Annotated in this window: 13 protein-coding genes; 6 read left to right on the forward strand and 7 right to left on the reverse strand. The window is 62.5% G+C overall.

Annotation, left to right across the window (positions count from 1 at the left end; translation table 11 throughout):
• Positions 1-329: 329 nt before the first annotated feature.
• The 4 genes from NKI97_RS04545 to NKI97_RS04560 all read right to left on the reverse strand — a co-directional run bounded on the left by NKI97_RS04545 (position 330) and on the right by NKI97_RS04560 (position 4,267).
• Positions 330-2,384 carry a M3 family metallopeptidase gene (locus NKI97_RS04545; RefSeq protein WP_352749723.1) on the reverse strand — a complete coding sequence of 685 codons (2,055 nt, stop codon included), beginning with the start codon at positions 2,382-2,384 and terminating at the stop codon, positions 330-332.
• Positions 2,385-2,474: 90 nt separating this feature from the next.
• Complete coding sequence (locus tag NKI97_RS04550) at positions 2,475-2,882, reverse strand: nuclear transport factor 2 family protein (protein ID WP_352451322.1); 408 nt, start codon at positions 2,880-2,882, stop codon at positions 2,475-2,477.
• A gap of 13 nt (positions 2,883-2,895) precedes the next feature.
• On the reverse strand, positions 2,896-3,540 hold the full coding sequence (locus NKI97_RS04555) for a carbonic anhydrase (RefSeq protein WP_352451260.1): 645 nt from the start codon (positions 3,538-3,540) through the stop codon (positions 2,896-2,898).
• 190 nt (positions 3,541-3,730) lie between these two features.
• Positions 3,731-4,267: a TetR/AcrR family transcriptional regulator gene (locus tag NKI97_RS04560; protein WP_352451259.1), complete on the reverse strand. Its 537-nt coding sequence runs from the start codon at positions 4,265-4,267 to the stop codon at positions 3,731-3,733.
• A gap of 149 nt (positions 4,268-4,416) precedes the next feature.
• Between NKI97_RS04560 and NKI97_RS04565 the strand changes: the two genes are divergently transcribed.
• Both NKI97_RS04565 and NKI97_RS04570 read left to right on the forward strand, forming a co-directional pair.
• Positions 4,417-5,694, forward strand: coding sequence for an efflux RND transporter periplasmic adaptor subunit (locus NKI97_RS04565; RefSeq protein WP_502894784.1), 1,278 nt, complete (start codon positions 4,417-4,419; stop codon positions 5,692-5,694).
• Positions 5,691-8,774 (forward strand): efflux RND transporter permease subunit, encoded by a 3,084-nt coding sequence (locus NKI97_RS04570; protein WP_352451257.1) that lies wholly within the window; start codon positions 5,691-5,693, stop codon positions 8,772-8,774. Before NKI97_RS04565 ends, NKI97_RS04570 begins: the two co-directional genes overlap by 4 nt.
• Before the next feature lie 71 nt (positions 8,775-8,845).
• Here the strand turns inward: NKI97_RS04570 and NKI97_RS04575 are convergent, their stop codons facing one another.
• Entirely contained in the window at positions 8,846-9,307 is a 462-nt protein-coding gene (locus tag NKI97_RS04575) for a L,D-transpeptidase (RefSeq protein ID WP_352681846.1), read from the reverse strand.
• A gap of 600 nt (positions 9,308-9,907) precedes the next feature.
• Here NKI97_RS04575 and NKI97_RS04580 point away from each other — a divergent pair.
• A complete protein-coding gene (locus NKI97_RS04580) occupies positions 9,908-10,075 on the forward strand; it encodes a hypothetical protein (RefSeq protein ID WP_352832883.1) in 168 nt (55 codons plus the stop codon).
• Positions 10,076-10,151: 76 nt separating this feature from the next.
• Here NKI97_RS04580 and NKI97_RS04585 read toward each other — a convergent pair whose 3' ends face one another.
• Positions 10,152-10,838: a response regulator transcription factor gene (locus NKI97_RS04585; RefSeq protein WP_292663715.1), complete on the reverse strand. Its 687-nt coding sequence runs from the start codon at positions 10,836-10,838 to the stop codon at positions 10,152-10,154.
• Positions 10,839-10,884: 46 nt separating this feature from the next.
• On the opposite strand from NKI97_RS04585, the gene NKI97_RS04590 reads away from it, so the two are divergent.
• A complete protein-coding gene (locus NKI97_RS04590) occupies positions 10,885-11,664 on the forward strand; it encodes a response regulator (RefSeq protein WP_198023578.1) in 780 nt (259 codons plus the stop codon).
• Between the two features lie 46 nt (positions 11,665-11,710).
• A complete protein-coding gene (locus NKI97_RS04595; RefSeq protein ID WP_352832886.1) occupies positions 11,711-13,798 on the forward strand; it encodes a PAS domain S-box protein in 2,088 nt (695 codons plus the stop codon).
• A 90-nt stretch (positions 13,799-13,888) separates the two neighbouring features.
• On the opposite strand, the gene NKI97_RS04600 is transcribed toward NKI97_RS04595, so the two are convergent.
• Positions 13,889-14,293, reverse strand: a complete 405-nt coding sequence (locus NKI97_RS04600; RefSeq protein WP_352451253.1) for a hypothetical protein — start codon at positions 14,291-14,293, stop codon at positions 13,889-13,891.
• 420 nt (positions 14,294-14,713) lie between these two features.
• Here NKI97_RS04600 and NKI97_RS04605 point away from each other — a divergent pair, with 420 nt between their 5' ends.
• Positions 14,714-15,916 (forward strand): aromatic ring-hydroxylating oxygenase subunit alpha, encoded by a 1,203-nt coding sequence (locus tag NKI97_RS04605; RefSeq protein WP_352832889.1) that lies wholly within the window; start codon positions 14,714-14,716, stop codon positions 15,914-15,916.
• The last annotated feature ends 1 nt before the right edge of the window (position 15,917 follow it).

Raw genomic sequence — 15,917 nt, forward strand, 5'->3', positions numbered from 1 at the left:
CTTCCATTGGCGGGGCTGCCACTTCGCGACTGAGAGTTTCCGTAGCGGTCGTCGCAAGGCGCGATCCAGATGCGGCAGCGGCCGATCAGCATAGCGGGCAAGCTGTCGTTGCCTGCCCCGCACAGCCCGTAGCACCGCCATGAACGCGGCTCCTTCGGCCGGAACGATGGAGACCGCATTAAGTGCAGTCACCTCAACGACGCGGCCGCAGCCAAAAAGGCCGAACGGGACCGGCGGAAACCGGATCAGGCGGTGCGTAACCCGACGCCATGACGGCGGCCGAGATCAATCAGGATGGAAAGAGAACCGGTGACAAGAGCGGGCATGCATCACACCAGCCCGCGCTTGGCCATCATCGCTTCCGGTGAAGGCATCTTGCCGCGGAAGGCGGTGTAGAGTTCTTCGGGGTCCTTCGAGCCGCCGGCGGCGTAGATATTCTTGCGCAGCCGCTCGGCCAGCGCCGGGTTGAAGGGATCGCCTGTTTCCTCGAAGGCGGCGAAAGCATCGGCGTCAAGCACTTCCGACCACATGTAGGAGTAATAGCCGGCAGAATAGCCATCGCCGGCAAAGATATGGCCGAAATGCGGGGTGCGGTGACGCATGGCGATGGTGTCGGGCATATTGAGCTTTTCGAGCGTTTCGGCTTCGAAACGAAGCGGCTGGTCCGGCGCATCCGGGCGGGCGTGATAGGCCATGTCGACCAACGCCGAGGCGGTGAACTCGACCGTGGCGAAACCGGCGCCGAAGGTGCGCGCCGCCAGCATTTTGTCGAGCAGCGCCTTTGGCATCGGCTTGCCGGTCTTGACATGCAGCGCATGTTTTTCCAGCACCGCCGGTACCGTCAGCCAGTGCTCGTAAAGCTGCGAAGGCAGTTCGACGAAATCGCGGCTGACCGAGGTGCCAGCGACCGACGGCCAAGTGACGTCGGTCAGCATGCCGTGCAGGGCATGACCGAATTCGTGGAACAGCGTCTTGGCTTCATCGACCGACAGCAAGGCGGCCTCGCCGGCCGGCGGCCTGGCGAAGTTCATGATGTTGTAGATGACCGGCTTCGAGCCAGGGCCAAGCCTATAACCAGATTTCAGCGCGCTCATCCAGGCGCCGGAGCGCTTCGAGGGCCGCGCGAAATAATCGGCGAGGAACAGGCCGCGCTCGCTGCCGTCGGCATTCTTCACCACGAAAACACGTGCGTCCGGATGCCAGGTGGCAATGCCCTTCTTTTCTTCGAAAGAAATGCCGAACAATCGTGTTGCCACGTCGAAACAGGCGTCGATGATGCGGTCGAGCTGCAGATACGGCTTCAGCTCGGCCTCGTCGAAGGCGAATTTCTCGGCGCGCAGCTTCTCCTGATAGAAGCGCCAGTCCCAGGCGGCGAATTTCTCGTTGCTGCCGGCCTCGGCCGCCAGCCGCTGCAATTCGGCCTGGTCGCCTGCGGCCTTTTCCACCGCCTTTTCCCAGACCGGATCGAGCAGCGTGTGCACCGCCTCCGGCGTCTTGGCCATGGTATCGTCGAGCTTCAATGCGGCGTAGGAAGGATAGCCGAGCAGCTTCGCCTTCTCGGCGCGCAGGCGCAGCATGTCGCGCACTACTTCCGTGTTGTCGGTGGCGCCGCCATTCTGACCACGCATGATGAAGGCGCGGAACGCCGTCTCGCGCAGATCGCGGCGTTCTGAGAAGGTCGAGAACGGCTCGTAGATCGAACGCGACAGAGTGACGGCGTAGCGGCCCTTCTGGCCGCGCATCTCGGCGGCTTCCGCCATCGAGCTTTTCAGGAATTCCGGCAGGCCGGCAAGGTCGGCCTCGTCGAGGAACAACGCCCAGTCGCGCTCGTCGGCAAGCACGTTCTGGCCGAAATTGGTGCCGAGCGAGGACAATTCCTCGTTGATCAAGGCCAGCCGCTTCTTGCCTTCGGCGTCGAGCCTGGCGCCGGAGCGGACGAAGTTTTTCCAGGTCTTTTCCAAGACCCGCAGCGTTTCGGCATCGAGCTTCAAAGCCTCGCGGCGCTGATAGAGATCGTCGATGCGGGCAAACAGTCGCTCATTCATCGAAATCGCCGAGAAGTGCCGCGACATCTTCGGCGAGATGTCGCGCTCCAGCGCCTGGATCGCCTCATTGGTGTGGGCGCCGGCGCGGCACCAGAAGATCGAGGAGACACGGTCGAGCGCCTCGCCGGCAAGCTCGAGCGAGGCAAGCGTGTTTTCGATCGTCGGCGTCCCGGTGTTGCCGGCAATCGCTCCGATCTCGGCCTCATGCGCCTTCAGGGCCGCGTCGAAGACCGGAGAAAAATCGCCGTCTCCGATGCGTGTGAAATCGGGCAGGCCGAGCGGCCCTTGCCATGCGGTCAGCGGATGGGCGGCGAGGTCGACGGTGGACGGCATGGGCAAACTTTCGCTGAGTGGCGGGAGAAGATGGATCGCCACCGATGTAAGGCGCCGGCCGGTTGCGCGCAACAGCGGGTCCCGTTCATGGTTCCGTCAGTAGCTGTCGCAGTTTTCGGCGATCGCGGCCTGCGAACTGGCGGTGATCTGGTCGTTGGCGACCGCAAAGGTCTCCTGCATCAGCATGTCGTTGCTGGGAAAATCATAGCAGGCGATGACAGTGGTGACGCCGCCCTCCGATTTCTCGATCCGATGGCGGATTTCGGCCCCGGCGACGGCGCCTTGCCACTCGGCGATCGAGGCGATGAATTCCTGCTTGCTTTGCACTACGCCGAGGTCGTCGAGCTTGATGCGGACGTTGTCGGCAAGCAGGTCCGACAATTCGGTGCGGTCGGCGATCAGCAGTGCCGAATACCAGCGGTCTATGATCGCGCTATCGTCGGCACGGGCGACATTTGCCGAGCAAAGCAGTGCCGCCGCCGCGAACGCGAACCGAGCTCGCATCATGCCTCGTCTCCTACTCCGTCTCCGGCCGCTCGAAATCGCCGGTTTCCTTGTTCATCACCCAAAGCTCGCCGGTCGAAATATCGAACCAGGCACCGTGCAGCGACAGTCGCCCCTTGCCTTCGAGGATCGAGACGCAAGGGAAGGTACGCAGATTGGCGATGGAATAGCGGATCGAGATGCGCTCCAATGCCGTCTGGCGCTCGGTCGCGGTCATGAAGGTGCTCGACGATACGGTCTCGGCCGCGGGCGCGATCAGGCTCATCCACTTGCCGATGAAATCGCCCGGCGACAAGGGTGCGGCCGTGGTGTCGAGTGCCGCGCGGATGCCGCCGCAGCGGCCGTGGCCCATCACCACGATGTTCTTGACCTTGAGGCTCTGCACCGCAAATTCGAGCGCCGCCGATGTCGAGTGGAACTGATCGTCTGGCGCATAGGGCGGCACCAGATTGCCGACATTGCGCAGCACGAACAGCTCGCCCGGCCCGGCATCGAAGATCGCTTCGGGCGCGGCCCGCGAATCGCAGCAGGCGACGATCATCGTTTCCGGTGCCTGGCCCTCTCGCGCCAGCGAGCGATAACGGCCGCTTTCGGTGAGATAGCGGCCGCTCATGAAACTGCGGTAGCCGGTGAGAAGATGCTCGGGAAGATGGGGCATGGGCAGCGGTGGGAGCCTTTCCGGGTTAAAGGCACGGTTCAATCCCGAAAGGCTCTAGCGCATCGGCCCGAAAATCGGAACCGATTTTCGGAAGGCGGGATGGCGTGGTTTCGACGTGGCAGCCCGTATTTTGACACAGGTGAACGAACGCCGCCATTAATCGGCTCAGAACCGCAGATTGGCGGTTCGACTATTCCGCGATGTCCAGCAGGGTCGATATCAGCAGCCTGCGCTCTTTGGCGGAGAGAATGTCCGAACCGAACAGGTTCATGCTGCGAAGCCCTTCGATGGCGAGGTAGCAGACCAGCAGCGCCTTGAGATTCGGCGTCTCCTCCTTCAGCCGCTCGAACACCTGCCGCCTGAACGATTTTATCGGCGTCAGGAAATCGGGATCCTCGGCAATCGCCGAAAATATCCAGGACGCCGACGGTTTCGATTCCTCGGCATGCTCGGCCGAAAGCTTGATATAAGTTGCAAGCGGGCTTTCGCCGTTGACGCCGGCCGTGCGGGCGGACTCCAGCGCCTGCTCGAAGGCGCGCAGGTAATCCTCCACCAGCGCCTGCATCAATTTCGCCTTGGTTGGGAAATTGTAGAGAAGACCACCCTTCGACACGCCGGCACGGCTGGCGACCGCATCCAGCGACAGGCTGCCAGGACCCGTCTCGCGCGCCACGGCGGCGGCGGCGGCGAGGATCTTCTCGCGCGAATTTGCTCTGCGGGCCTTCATCAAGCGTTCCCCATTCATTAGCTTAGGCGGAATTGACAAGACCGTCCAGACGGTACAGTAAGATCGCCGTCATTTGAAATTGGGACCAGGCACAGGTATGTGTTCCGGTCGTCCGACCGTTATGCTGGGCCGTGGCCGAGGGACTGTTCGTGATCAAGCGCTTCATCATCGCCTTCATTCTGCTCGTGCTGGTGTGCGGCGGCATCGTCGGCTTCAACCTGTTTCGCGACAATGCGATCAAACAGTTCTTCGCCACCATGAAGCCGCCGGCCGCGACCGTGTCGACGGTCATCGTCAAACCGATGTCCTGGACGCCCGGCATCGAGGCGATCGGCACTGTCAGTGCCGTACGGGGCGTCGACCTCACCGTCGAAACCGCGGGCATCGTCAAGGACATCCTGTTCCATGCCAATCAAAAGGTCGCCGCCAACGCCGTGCTGCTGCAGCTCGACGATGAAGTCGAGCGGGCCGACCTCGTGGCATCGAAAGCGCAAGCCACATCCGACCAGACGACGCTGATGCGCGCTCTTGAGCTGCAGAAGCGCGGGGTCGGCACCGACGCTACGCTCGACACGGCGCAGGCAGCAGCATCGGTCTCCGCCGCGCAGGTAAACAAGCTGCAAGCGGTGCTCGACCAAAAGCAGTTGACGGCCCCCTTCAAGGGTACCGTCGGTATTCCGAAAATCGACCTTGGCCAGTATCTCACACCTGGCACCGCTGTGGTGACCTTGCAGGACATGGATACGATGCGTGTCGATTTCACCGTGCCGGAGCAGCAGCTTCCGCAGCTGAAGATCGGACAGACGGTGCGGTTGGGCGTCGGCGGCGGCGACATGCCGTTCACCGGCAGCATCCGCGGCATCGATCCGAAGATCGACCCGACCAGCCGGCTGGTGACGGTAAGGGCGGAGGTCGGCAATCCCGAAGGCAAGCTGACGCCCGGCCAGTTCGTTCAGGTGCGCGTCGAACTGCCCGAGGAGAACGACGTGCTGGCGCTGCCGCAGACGGCGCTGACTTCCAGCCTGTACGGCGACTTCGTCTTCGTGGTGCGCCCGGCCAAATCCGCCGAAGCCAACGGCGCGGCGCCCGAGGCAAAGCCGGGAGAAAAGCCGGCTGCAGATGCTGCCAAGCCCGCAGCCGAGGCACCCGCGGCAAAACCCGACGAAAAGGCGGCCGCTACCCCAGCCAAACCGGCAGCGGAAGGCAAGCCGGCAGCGGAAGAACAGAAGCCGCAGCTCGTGCTAGCCCAGGTGTTCGTCAAGCCAGGCCGCCGCAACGCCGGCCTGGTCGAGATTCTGGAGGGCATCGCGCCCGGCGACGAAGTCGTTACCGCCGGCCAGAACCGGCTCTCCAACGGCATGTCCGTTGCCGTCGACAACACGATCGATCCGAGCAAGCCAGGGAACCAGCAGGCAGCCCAGCAATGAGCTTTTCCGACCTCTTCATTCGCCGCCCGGTCCTTTCGACCGTGCTTGCCTGCATGATCCTGCTTCTGGGTTTTCAGGGCATCTTCAACCTTTCGATCCGGCAGTATCCAGAGGTTGAAGAAACGGCCATCACCATCACCACGGCCTATCCCGGCGCCAGCGCCGACCTGATCCAGGGGTTCATTTCCGCGCCGATCGCGCGTGCCGTCGCGTCGACCGAAAACATCGATTATGTGACATCGGCGAGCCGGCCGTCATCCAGCACCGTGACAGTGCAGATGAAACTCGGCTCCGACCCCGACGTCGCGCTGAACGAAGTCTTGTCGAAGGTGCAGAGCGTTCGCGGCGATCTGCCGGACGAAACCAAAGATCCGGTGATCGTCAAGGGCACCGGCCAGCAGTTCGCGATGATGTACATCTCGATGCAGAATCCGAACATGACGCCGGAACAGCTCACCGAATATATCGAGCGCGTCGTGCGGCCGCGTATCTCGACGGTCGAAGGCGTCGCCGACGTGCAGATTTTCGGCGCCGCCGAATATTCGATGCGTGTCTGGATCGACCCGATCAAACTGGCGGCGCACGGCGTGACGGCGGCGGAAGTGCTGACCGCCATCAACGAATCGAATTTCCTCTCGGCGCCCGGCGATACCGAAAACGAATATGTGGCTTCCTCGATCACGGTTCGCTCGACCCTGCAGACGCCGGAGGCTTTCGCTGCCCTTCCGCTCCGCTCGAAAGACGGCAATGTCGTGAGACTGCGCGACGTGGCCCGCGTCGAGCTCGCCGCGGCGAGCACCGACACCAGGGTCACCTTCAACGGCAAGCCCGGCATCTTTCTCGCCATCTTTCCGACGCCGGCCGCCAATCCGCTGACCACGGCGTCGGCAATCCACAAGATTGTGCCGACCATCCAGGAGACGCTGCCGCAAGGCATGACGATGGAGATCGTCTACGATTCAACCGAGCAGATCAGTGCGTCGATCGAGGAGGTGTTCAAGACCATCGGCGAGGCGGTCGCCATCGTCATCGTTGTTATCCTGCTCTTCCTCGGCTCGTTCCGCTCGGTGCTGATGCCGATCGTGACCATTCCGCTGTCGTTGATCGGCGTCTGTTTCCTACTGTTTTCTTTGGGTTATTCGATCAATCTTTTGTCATTGCTGGCCATGGTGCTGGCGATCGGCCTCGTCGTCGACGATGCCATCGTGGTGGTGGAAAACATCCACCGCCACATGGAGGAAGACGGCTTGTCGCCGATGCAGGCGGCGTTCAACGGCATGCGCGAGATCTCGTCCGCCGTCGTCGCCATGACGATAACATTGGCCGCCGTGTTCGCGCCGCTGGCCTTCACCGGCGGCCTGACAGGCGCACTGTTTCGCGAATTCGCGGTGACGCTTGCCGGCTCGGTGGTGCTTTCGGGTGTCGTTGCCCTAACCGTCACGCCGATGATGTCGGCACGCATCCTGAGGGCCGGCTCGCACAGCCGCTTCCAGCGCATTGTCGACAACACGTTCGGGCGCGTCGAACACCTCTATGAGCGGCTGGTCAGCGGCTCGCTGAAATATCGCCCGGTGACGCTGATGATCGTCATCGCACTGGTCGCCACGACCGGCTTCATGTTCACCAAGACCGCGAGCGAACTGGCGCCGGAAGAAGACCAGGGCTTCTTACTGTCTATCGTGAACGCGCCGCGCTATGCGACGTCGGACTACACCGAGACCTACGTGAACCAAATTCTCGGGCTGGTGAATGATATCCCCGAAACCAGGGCGCGGTTCTCCGCCGTCGCGTTCCAAGGCCCGACGAACAGCGCTTTCGTCGGCTTTGCGTTCAAGGACTGGGCCGAGCGCGCGCGCAGCTCGAAGGAACTTCAGGAAGACATCACTGCCCGCCTTGCCAAGGTGGCGGGCGTCAAGGCTTTCGTCTTCGCGCCGCCGACGCTGCCCGGCTCCGGCGGTGGCCTGCCGATCACGATGGTAGTGCGCTCGACCGGCGAGGCCTCCGAAGTCTACGAGGCGGCGGAAAATATCAAGAACAAGGCGCAGGCCTCCGGCCGCTTCCTCGCCGTGGAGAATTCGATGTCCTACGACGCGCCGCAAGTGACGGTGACGATCGACCGCGACCGCGCCGCGGCACTCAACCTGCCGATCGCCGACATCGGCCGGACGCTGACGCTTCTGGTCGGTGGTGCCGAGGTGGCGCAATTCGACCGCGAATCCAACAGCTACGACATCATCCCGCAGGTGCCACAGCAATTCCGCGACAATCCCGAAAAACTGGGCGAGTATTTCGTGCGCAGCGTCTCAGGCGAGATGGTGCCGCTTTCGGCGGTGGTGAAGATCTCGACCAACGCGTCGCCGGCCGCCATCGAGCAGTTCAACCAGTTGAACTCCGCCACGATTTCCGCTCTGCCATTGCCCACCGTCACCACCGGTGACGGGCTGAGGACCATCGAGGACATCGCTAGGGAAAGCCTGCCCGACACCTTCTTCATCGACTACACCGGTCAATCGCGCCAGGAGAAGGAACAGGGCTACACGATCATCATCGCCTTCGCGGCGGCGGTGCTCGTCATCTATCTGGTGCTGGCGGCGCAATTCGAAAGTTTCCGCGATCCGCTGATCATCATGATGGCGGTGCCGCTGTCGATCTTCGGCGCGATCGTGCCGCTTAATGTCGGGCTCGGCACGCTCAACATCTACACCCAGGTCGGCTTGATCACGCTGATTGGCCTGATCACCAAGCACGGCATCCTTCTGGTCGAGTTCGCCAACCAGCAGCGTGAAATGCACGGCATGCGGCGGCGCGATGCGATCATCGCCTCGGCCAGGGTGCGGCTGCGGCCGATCCTGATGACGACGGCGGCGATGGCGCTCGGCGTGGTGCCGCTGATCATCTCCAGCGGCGCGGGTGCCGCGGCACGCTATTCGATGGGCCTGGTGATCTTCACCGGTATCCTGGTCGGAACCATGTTCACGCTGTTCGTGGTGCCGATGTTCTACACCTTTATCGCCAGCAAGGACCTGCCGCATCACGCCGAAAAGCCGGATCCGAAGCTGATGCCGGTAATGCCGGATTAGATTGTACTAACATTGTACAATAAAAAGACCGGATTTCCGGCCTTTCTTGAGAGCGACGAGAGCAGTATCGCTCACTTGACGATGACGATGCGGGTGTTGGCCGGGCCGAAGACCTCGACGAGCTGGTAGAAATCGGCGGCGTTGTCCGGATGCAGACGCACGCAGCCATGCGAGGCTGGCTGGCCGAGGCGCTTGATGACGCTTGTCGCATGTACGGCGTAGCCGCCGCTGAAGAAGACCGAATGCGGCATCGGGGCGTTGTCGTATTTCTTCGAGTACCACATTTCATGCATGCGGGTCGGCTTGAACGAACCGGTCGGCGTGACGTGCGTCCTGTCGCCGGTCGAAACTTTCCAGGCGAATGTCGGCCGGCCGTCGACCAGGATTTCCATGGTCTGCTGCGATAGCGACACACGCGCGACGATCTTGTTGGCGGCGTGGGCTGCGCCGTTGCCGGCACCGAAAAGCAAGGCAGTACCGGTGATGACGGCGGCGGCGATGTTGATGAGCTTGGCGGAAATGGCAGTGTACATGATGTCTCCCCTATTCTGCCGGTCGGGGCCGGCTCAATTCGATGACCGGCTTATCGGGGCGTCATGTTTCAAGCCGATTTCGCTACGTGCTCGTTTGTGTTTCGATTCTGTTTCCCCTGGTTAACAGAAAAGGTCCGTGCAAAGCGGCTTGCAGTTGCACGACGTCGTCATGACGGTGGCGTGTTTGCCTAGGCGGATCGGCCAAACCGCGGCGCGAATACGCGATTGCCTTTCGTTTGATAGGAATTCACCTGACTCCGAAACCGAGCTGCAACAAAGCGCAGCCTCGGCGGCATGATCCGGATACAGCGAACAGGCAAAGTTGACCTAACGAAAACAGCCGGCAACAAACGATCGGAAGCCAATATTGTTTTCGCTACGGTCTGGATTGGTCTGGACAGTTTCCAGCCTGCGCGTCGACCGGCTCAAGCCCCTCTGGCGGGGGCGGCTTAGGGCCGTTGAGGATGCGCGGCGCCTCCGGCAACTTGCAGCCGAGAGGACCGAAGGCCCGCGCCGCAACGGGGGACTCCGCTGGCGGCGCGGGCGCTTCGGGGGTTCCCCTGAAGTGCCCGTAAATTCCAATTGTGAGGAACGAACAGGTTGAAAACGAAATTCGCCGCTTCCGTGCTTTCCGCCCTGCTTTACGTCCAGGGGCTGCTCGGCATTGCCGGCCTCGCCACCGTGCTGCTGAAGGAACGTGCCCATGCCAGCGAGGTCAGTACGAACAGTGACATGCTGTCCGGCCCGTCGCTTCTCGTGGTGCGCTGAAGAGCATCGGACCCCAAAGTGGAAACCAGTTTTGGGAAGACCCGATGCTCAAGACAAGAGGGTGGCCGTCCTGCCTTCAATCGGCGAATTGCGTCGGCGGATCGAACCGGTAACCCGCACCCCGTATGGTGGTGATGGTTTCGGTATCGAGCTTGCGGCGCAGCCGCACGATGCGCGAATCGATCGACCGATCGAAGGCTTCGGCATTTTCGGCGGGCGCGGCGGCGATGATGTCGTCCCGCGTCAGCACCTTGCGCGGGCTGGCCAGGAACAGCCTGAGCAGCGCCACCTGCCCGGGGGACAGCTGTTCTTCCGTGCCCGAGCGGTGCATGACGATGGCCGATCGGAGATCGACGGTCGCGTTCTCCAGCACGATCAGTTCCCCGGCGCTCCTGCCGCGCCGAGCCAGAAGGCCGCCTACGCGAGCGGCAAGCTCCCTGACATTGAGCGGGCTTTCGACGACGTCGGCGGCGCCGAGTTCGAGCGCCAGAACCTTGTCGACCAGATCGGCCGGGCGGCAGATCAGGATGAAATCCGGTCCACCTTCGCCGCCATGTCGCCTGAGCAGGTCGCGCCCCTCTGCCTGGCTGACGCTGTCGCCGACAACCACGACATCGATACCCTTTTCCGAAAGCAACGATTCGGCCTCCCACGGCTGTCGCGCCGCGCGGACGTCATGACCGCGCCGCTCGAGATGATCGGCGAGATCGGTCGCAATTACTTCAGCGACGGAAACAAGCGCGATAACGGATCGTGCAGCCATGTTTTTCTACCCCGCATACGGCAACCCAAGAAGAGTGCTGGACATCATGTTTATACCCAATCTACTTTCCGCTGAAAGCGGGAGCGAAAGCATCGTGCGGGCACGAATTGTTATTGTCGAGGACGAGCCCGACCTGAGGGATGCGGTCGCCGAGTATCTCGGCGCCAGCGGCTATGATGTGGCCACGGCCGAAAGTGCGGCGGCGGCGCGCGACCTTTTGGAAACCCAGTCCTTCCATCTGGCCATTCTCGACATCGCCATGCCGGGCGAGGACGGCCTGTCGCTCGGCCGCTGGATGCGGTCGAAAATGCCGATCGGCATCATCTATGCGACGGCGGCCGGTACCGCGCTGGACCGCATCGTCGGACTGGAGCTCGGCGCTGACGACTACATTGTCAAGCCTTACGAATTGCGCGAAGTGCTGGCCAGGGTGCGCAGCGTGCTGCGCCGCGTTCCGGAGCCGACCGAGCCACAAAAGGCCAAGGCTGAAACATCCGGCGGCCGCCGGTCCGTGAGCTTCGGACCCTTTCACGCCGATCTCGACGGCAGGCTCGTCACCGGCGCCAACGGCGCGGTCATCGACATGGCCAAGAGCGAGTTCGACGTGCTGGAGGTGTTCCTGACGCGCGCCAACCGGCTGTTGACGCGGGCGGCGATCTCCGAGGCGATCGGTTTCGTCGAGGACCCGGAGTCGTCCCGCGCCGTCGACATCCGCATCATGCGGTTGAGAAAGAAGATCGAGGCAGATCCGGCCAATCCGAAATTCCTGCGCACGGTGCGCGGCGAAGGCTATATCTTCTCGCTGCCGGTCGGGGAAAACAACTAAGGCCCGGCGGCTTGAGCAAGCCACGGCCAGGAAATGACGTCTGACCATGACGGCTGAAACAACACGCGCGGACATGCAGGGCGCCAGGCAGGGCGCGGCGATGGCGGCCGTGCATGTGGTTCGCCGACTGCGCGAAGCCGGCGACTGGCAACGCGAAATGGAGGGTATTCTCCAGACGCTTTGCGAAGCCATGGATTGTCACCGCGGCATCCTGTTTCGCCTGCGCGAACTGCCCGGCCAGGGCTTCGCCCAGTCGGTCGCCGCTTATTGGATCGCTCCCCGGTTTGGCGGCGAACTGGCGTCACCGACCGTCATCATGCAGTCGGTCGTCGATTCGGACCCATTGCTGGAACGGCTGGCGGAGGACGAGCGTCAAGGCAAGATCTTCGCCGGGCACACACGCGATCTCGAAGGCTTTCTGCGGACCGATTTCGAAAAGCAGAACATCAAGTCGTTCCTGTCGGTGTCGGTCTTTTCGCACGGCAATTTGTGGGGCACGCTGGCGGTCAACGACTGCATCCACGAACGCGAATGGACCGACCAGGAAGAGGCGGCGCTGCACATGGTGGCACTCGCCATCGGCGATGCCATCGAACGGTCGCCCTCCGACGCGCATGCTAGCGACGTCATTCGCCGCACCATGCTGCAGGCCTCTCTCGACGCCATCATCGTCATCGACGAGACCGGCTCGATCATCGAATTCAATCCGGCCGCCGAGAAGATGTTCGGCTATCGGCGCAGCGATATCCTCGGCAAGGACCTGCTCGATACGGTCGTGCCGGAATATTACCGCAAGGGCTATGCGTCGGGTGCCGAATACATGTCGGGCCGCGGCGCGCCGATGGTCGGCCAACGGCTTGAAACGGTCACCCAGAATGCCGCCGGCGAGGTTTTTCCGATCGAGCTGACGGCAACCGAGATGCGGGTCGCCGATCGCCAGCTGATCTTCGGCTCCATCCGCGACCTGCGCGACAAGTTGCGGGCCGAGGAGGAAATCAACCGCCAGCGCGAAAAACTGCACCAGAACGAGAAGATGGCGGCAATGGGCTCGCTGCTTGCCGGCGTTTCGCACGAGCTCAACAATCCGCTGGCCGTGGTTGTCGCCCAGTCGACGCTGCTGCACGAATTCGCCGCCGATCCCCAGACCAAGGTGCGCGCCGAAAAGGTGCGTGCCGCTGCCGAGCGCTGCGGCCGTATCGTCAAGAGCTTCCTGTCGATGGTCCGCCTGCACCCGGCCGCACAGGCCGAAACCGACCTCAACCAGGTGATCCGCGCCGCACTCGAAGTAACCGCCTATGGCGCACGGTCGAGCGGCATCATCATCGACACCGATTTCGCCAGCGGCCCGTTGCTGGCCATGGCCGATGCCGACCACGTGACGCAGGTGGCCGCCAACTTCCTCATCAACAGCCAGCACGCCTTGGCCGGCGTTGCCGGCGACCGCCGGATCAAGGTCCGGACGTTTCGCAGCGACCGCGGCAATCCCGGATTCTCGGTCGAGGACAACGGGCCAGGCGTGCCGGAAGCGATACGCTCACGCATATTCGAATCCTATTTCACCACCAAGCCGGTCGGTGTCGGTACCGGCATCGGCCTGTCGATCTCGAAATCGATCATCGAGCGGCACAATGGCAATATCTGGTTCGAGGAGGTTTCGCCGAGAGGTGTGCGTTTTATCGTGCAGCTGCCGGCGATCGCTGCCGGCGCGGCCGCCGCCGGCGAAGCTCCGTCGCGGTCGAGCGGCTTGCGTCACGCGCTGATCATAGACGATGAGCCGGATGTCGCCGCGTCGCTGTCCGATATTCTGGAGCTGATGGGCATCAAGTCGCGGGTCGTGCCGGCCTGGGTCTCGGCCGCCGCGACGCTGAGCGGCCATGTGCCGCCGGACATCGTGTTTTCCGATTTGCGCATGCCCGGCACCAGCGGCATAGCCGCCTATCGCGAGCTACTCGCCGAAATGCCGGGTGTGGCGCGGCGCTTCGTGCTTGTCACCGGCGATCTGATCGGCGCGAAAGGCGAGATCGAAGCGCTGCCGGCGCAGCAGCGACCGCCGATCCTCGAAAAACCGTTCAGCACGCTGGATGTGCGCGGTGTGCTCTCGGCCATTGCCGAGCAGGCGGCTCTGGGCGGCTAGACTCCGCGATCTCGTCCCGGAAGAAAAAGGCTCCCGGCCGACATTGCGGCGGGAGCCTGACTGGAGTGCTGGAGGGCGCTCGCAAAAAAATCAAAAAACGTTCGGCGTATCGGCCAGCGGGGCGGCATTGGCGATCATGCGGACCGGCCGTGCCTTGCCCGACTGCGCAGCGATGACGCGCAGGCAATCCAGGCTCTCGGCGCCCCAGGCCTGCCCCTTGCAGGCAAAATCGATCTCCGGCATCGGCAGGCGCGCCGTCTTGGTGGTGGTTGTCGCGCCATCGATGAGGTTGGCCGGCGGGTTCAGTGAGGCGAAGGCCGGACCGATGGTCGGCGTCAACGCCATGCCGGCAAATGCGGCAGCCGCCAGCAGCATGAACATCGCCATCGGATGATCACTGGCGCGCTGGCGCAGCGCCAGCTTCGGGCGCCGGTCGTTACGCTGGGGACCCTGCTGGCGAAGGTCGGTATCGGTGATCTGGATTTTCGTACGCATCGTCGTTTCCTTCGGTCTTCTTCTTTTCCCTGTTGAAACGAACTTAATCGCACCTTGTAACCGGCCAACGATGATGGATTAACGACTGTGTAACCGGCATGAAACCAAGCCCGCGGCCATTCCTGGGCAAACCGATCCGGCGTAGCTGGCAGCACCGGTGGCATTCTGTGCTCGTTTTCCGCTACCCACGGCACCAGATCCACGTCGCTTTTCCAGGCCCACAGAGCGTCGGGCGGTCAACAAGTGTAAGGGGATTAACGTCTGGAATTCCCGGGATTTTCTCGACTTCGATCGTTCGGACTGGGCTCTCGAATCCCGCTCGATTTCCCGTCAAGAATTCGCCCCATTTTCCCAAGCCATTGCATTTCAACGGAAAATATGCTTTTATTGAACGAGTATTCAATAAATAAAGAGCCTTTTATGAACCCGCATCTGCGTGACGTGGCAACCCCCAACGATTGGGATCGGCGGGGGCTGCCGGGCTGGAGCTATCATTCCGACGCCTTGCTCGAACTCGAGAAAGAGCACGTCTTCCGCAACCATTGGCAGATCGCCGGCCATGTCTGCGACGTGCCGAACGCCGGCGACTATCTGACGATGGATGTGGTCGGCGAGCGGGCGCTGATCGTGCGCGGCAAGGATGGCGTTGTACGCGCCTTCAACAATATGTGCCGCCACCGCGGCAGTCGCGTCGTTGCCGACAGCCAGGGCACTTGCAAGAATTCGCTGGTCTGCCCCTTTCATGGCTGGGTCTACAATCTCGACGGCACGCTGCGCGGTGCTGCCCGCCCCCGCACCTTCCCCGACCTCGACAAGACTGAATTCGGCCTGATGCCGCTCGAGCTCGAAATCTGGATGGGCTTCATCTTCATCCGTTTCCGCAAGGGTGGGCCGCAGCCATCGGTGGCCGAGCTGTTGAAGCCGATCGAAGCCGAGATTGCCCATTACGGCGTCGCCGAGATGGTGCCGTCCTGGGGCATCTGGACCCAAAAGACGCCGGTCAACTGGAAATCGGTGCGCGATGTCGACAATGAAGGCTACCACGTCGCCATGGCGCATCCGGCGCTGCAGGACCTTTACGGTGCGACCTATTTCGACGAGCCGTTCGTCAACGGCGTGTCGCGCTCGTTCGCCACCTACAATCCGCATGCCGGACGGCGCTGGAGCGTCGCGCAGTACATCAAGCTCGCACCCGAGGCGAAGCACCTGCCGGAACACCTGCGTAAGGCCTGGATCTACTACGGCATCTTCCCGAACAACGTGCTGTCGATCATGCCGGAATCGGTGCAGTTCTATCAGGAATTTCCGCTGTCGACGGGTGAGACGCTGCTGCGCGGCGCCATCTACCGCTATCGCGACGAGACCAGGGAACAGGCGGCAGCCCGCTACCTATCCTACCGCATCGACCGCGACACGCTGGCCGAGGATGTACAGCTTTCGATATGGTCCAACGAATCCATGCTGTCCGAAGCCTTCGGAGGTTTTTACCTCTCCGATCTCGAATATGGCGTGCGCACCCACCACGACCATTTGCGTAAGCAAGTTCCCGTGCTCGGATTGGAGACCGCGCCCGAGGAGAAGGATATGTGGGCACTCAACGAGGCGCTCAGATCACGCTCCTGAC

Origin of the sequence: Mesorhizobium sp. M0296 (assembly GCF_040321675.1) — a bacterium.
Classification (GTDB): Bacteria; Pseudomonadota; Alphaproteobacteria; order Rhizobiales; family Rhizobiaceae; genus Mesorhizobium.

What these genes read in the sequence shown, in the direction of transcription:
- NKI97_RS04550 (WP_352451322.1), bottom strand. Translation starts at nt 2,882, where the DNA reads ATGCGAGCTCGGTTCGCGTTCGCGGCGGCGGCACTGCTTTGCTCGGCA.
- NKI97_RS04585 (WP_292663715.1), bottom strand. Translation starts at nt 10,838, where the DNA reads ATGGCTGCACGATCCGTTATCGCGCTTGTTTCCGTCGCTGAAGTAATT.
- NKI97_RS04590 (WP_198023578.1), top strand. Translation starts at nt 10,885, where the DNA reads ATGTTTATACCCAATCTACTTTCCGCTGAAAGCGGGAGCGAAAGCATC.
- NKI97_RS04575 (WP_352681846.1), bottom strand. Translation starts at nt 9,307, where the DNA reads ATGTACACTGCCATTTCCGCCAAGCTCATCAACATCGCCGCCGCCGTC.
- NKI97_RS04595 (WP_352832886.1), top strand. Translation starts at nt 11,711, where the DNA reads ATGACGGCTGAAACAACACGCGCGGACATGCAGGGCGCCAGGCAGGGC.
- NKI97_RS04560 (WP_352451259.1), bottom strand. Translation starts at nt 4,267, where the DNA reads ATGAAGGCCCGCAGAGCAAATTCGCGCGAGAAGATCCTCGCCGCCGCC.
- NKI97_RS04605 (WP_352832889.1), top strand. Translation starts at nt 14,714, where the DNA reads ATGAACCCGCATCTGCGTGACGTGGCAACCCCCAACGATTGGGATCGG.
- NKI97_RS04600 (WP_352451253.1), bottom strand. Translation starts at nt 14,293, where the DNA reads ATGCGTACGAAAATCCAGATCACCGATACCGACCTTCGCCAGCAGGGT.
- NKI97_RS04555 (WP_352451260.1), bottom strand. Translation starts at nt 3,540, where the DNA reads ATGCCCCATCTTCCCGAGCATCTTCTCACCGGCTACCGCAGTTTCATG.
- NKI97_RS04570 (WP_352451257.1), top strand. Translation starts at nt 5,691, where the DNA reads ATGAGCTTTTCCGACCTCTTCATTCGCCGCCCGGTCCTTTCGACCGTG.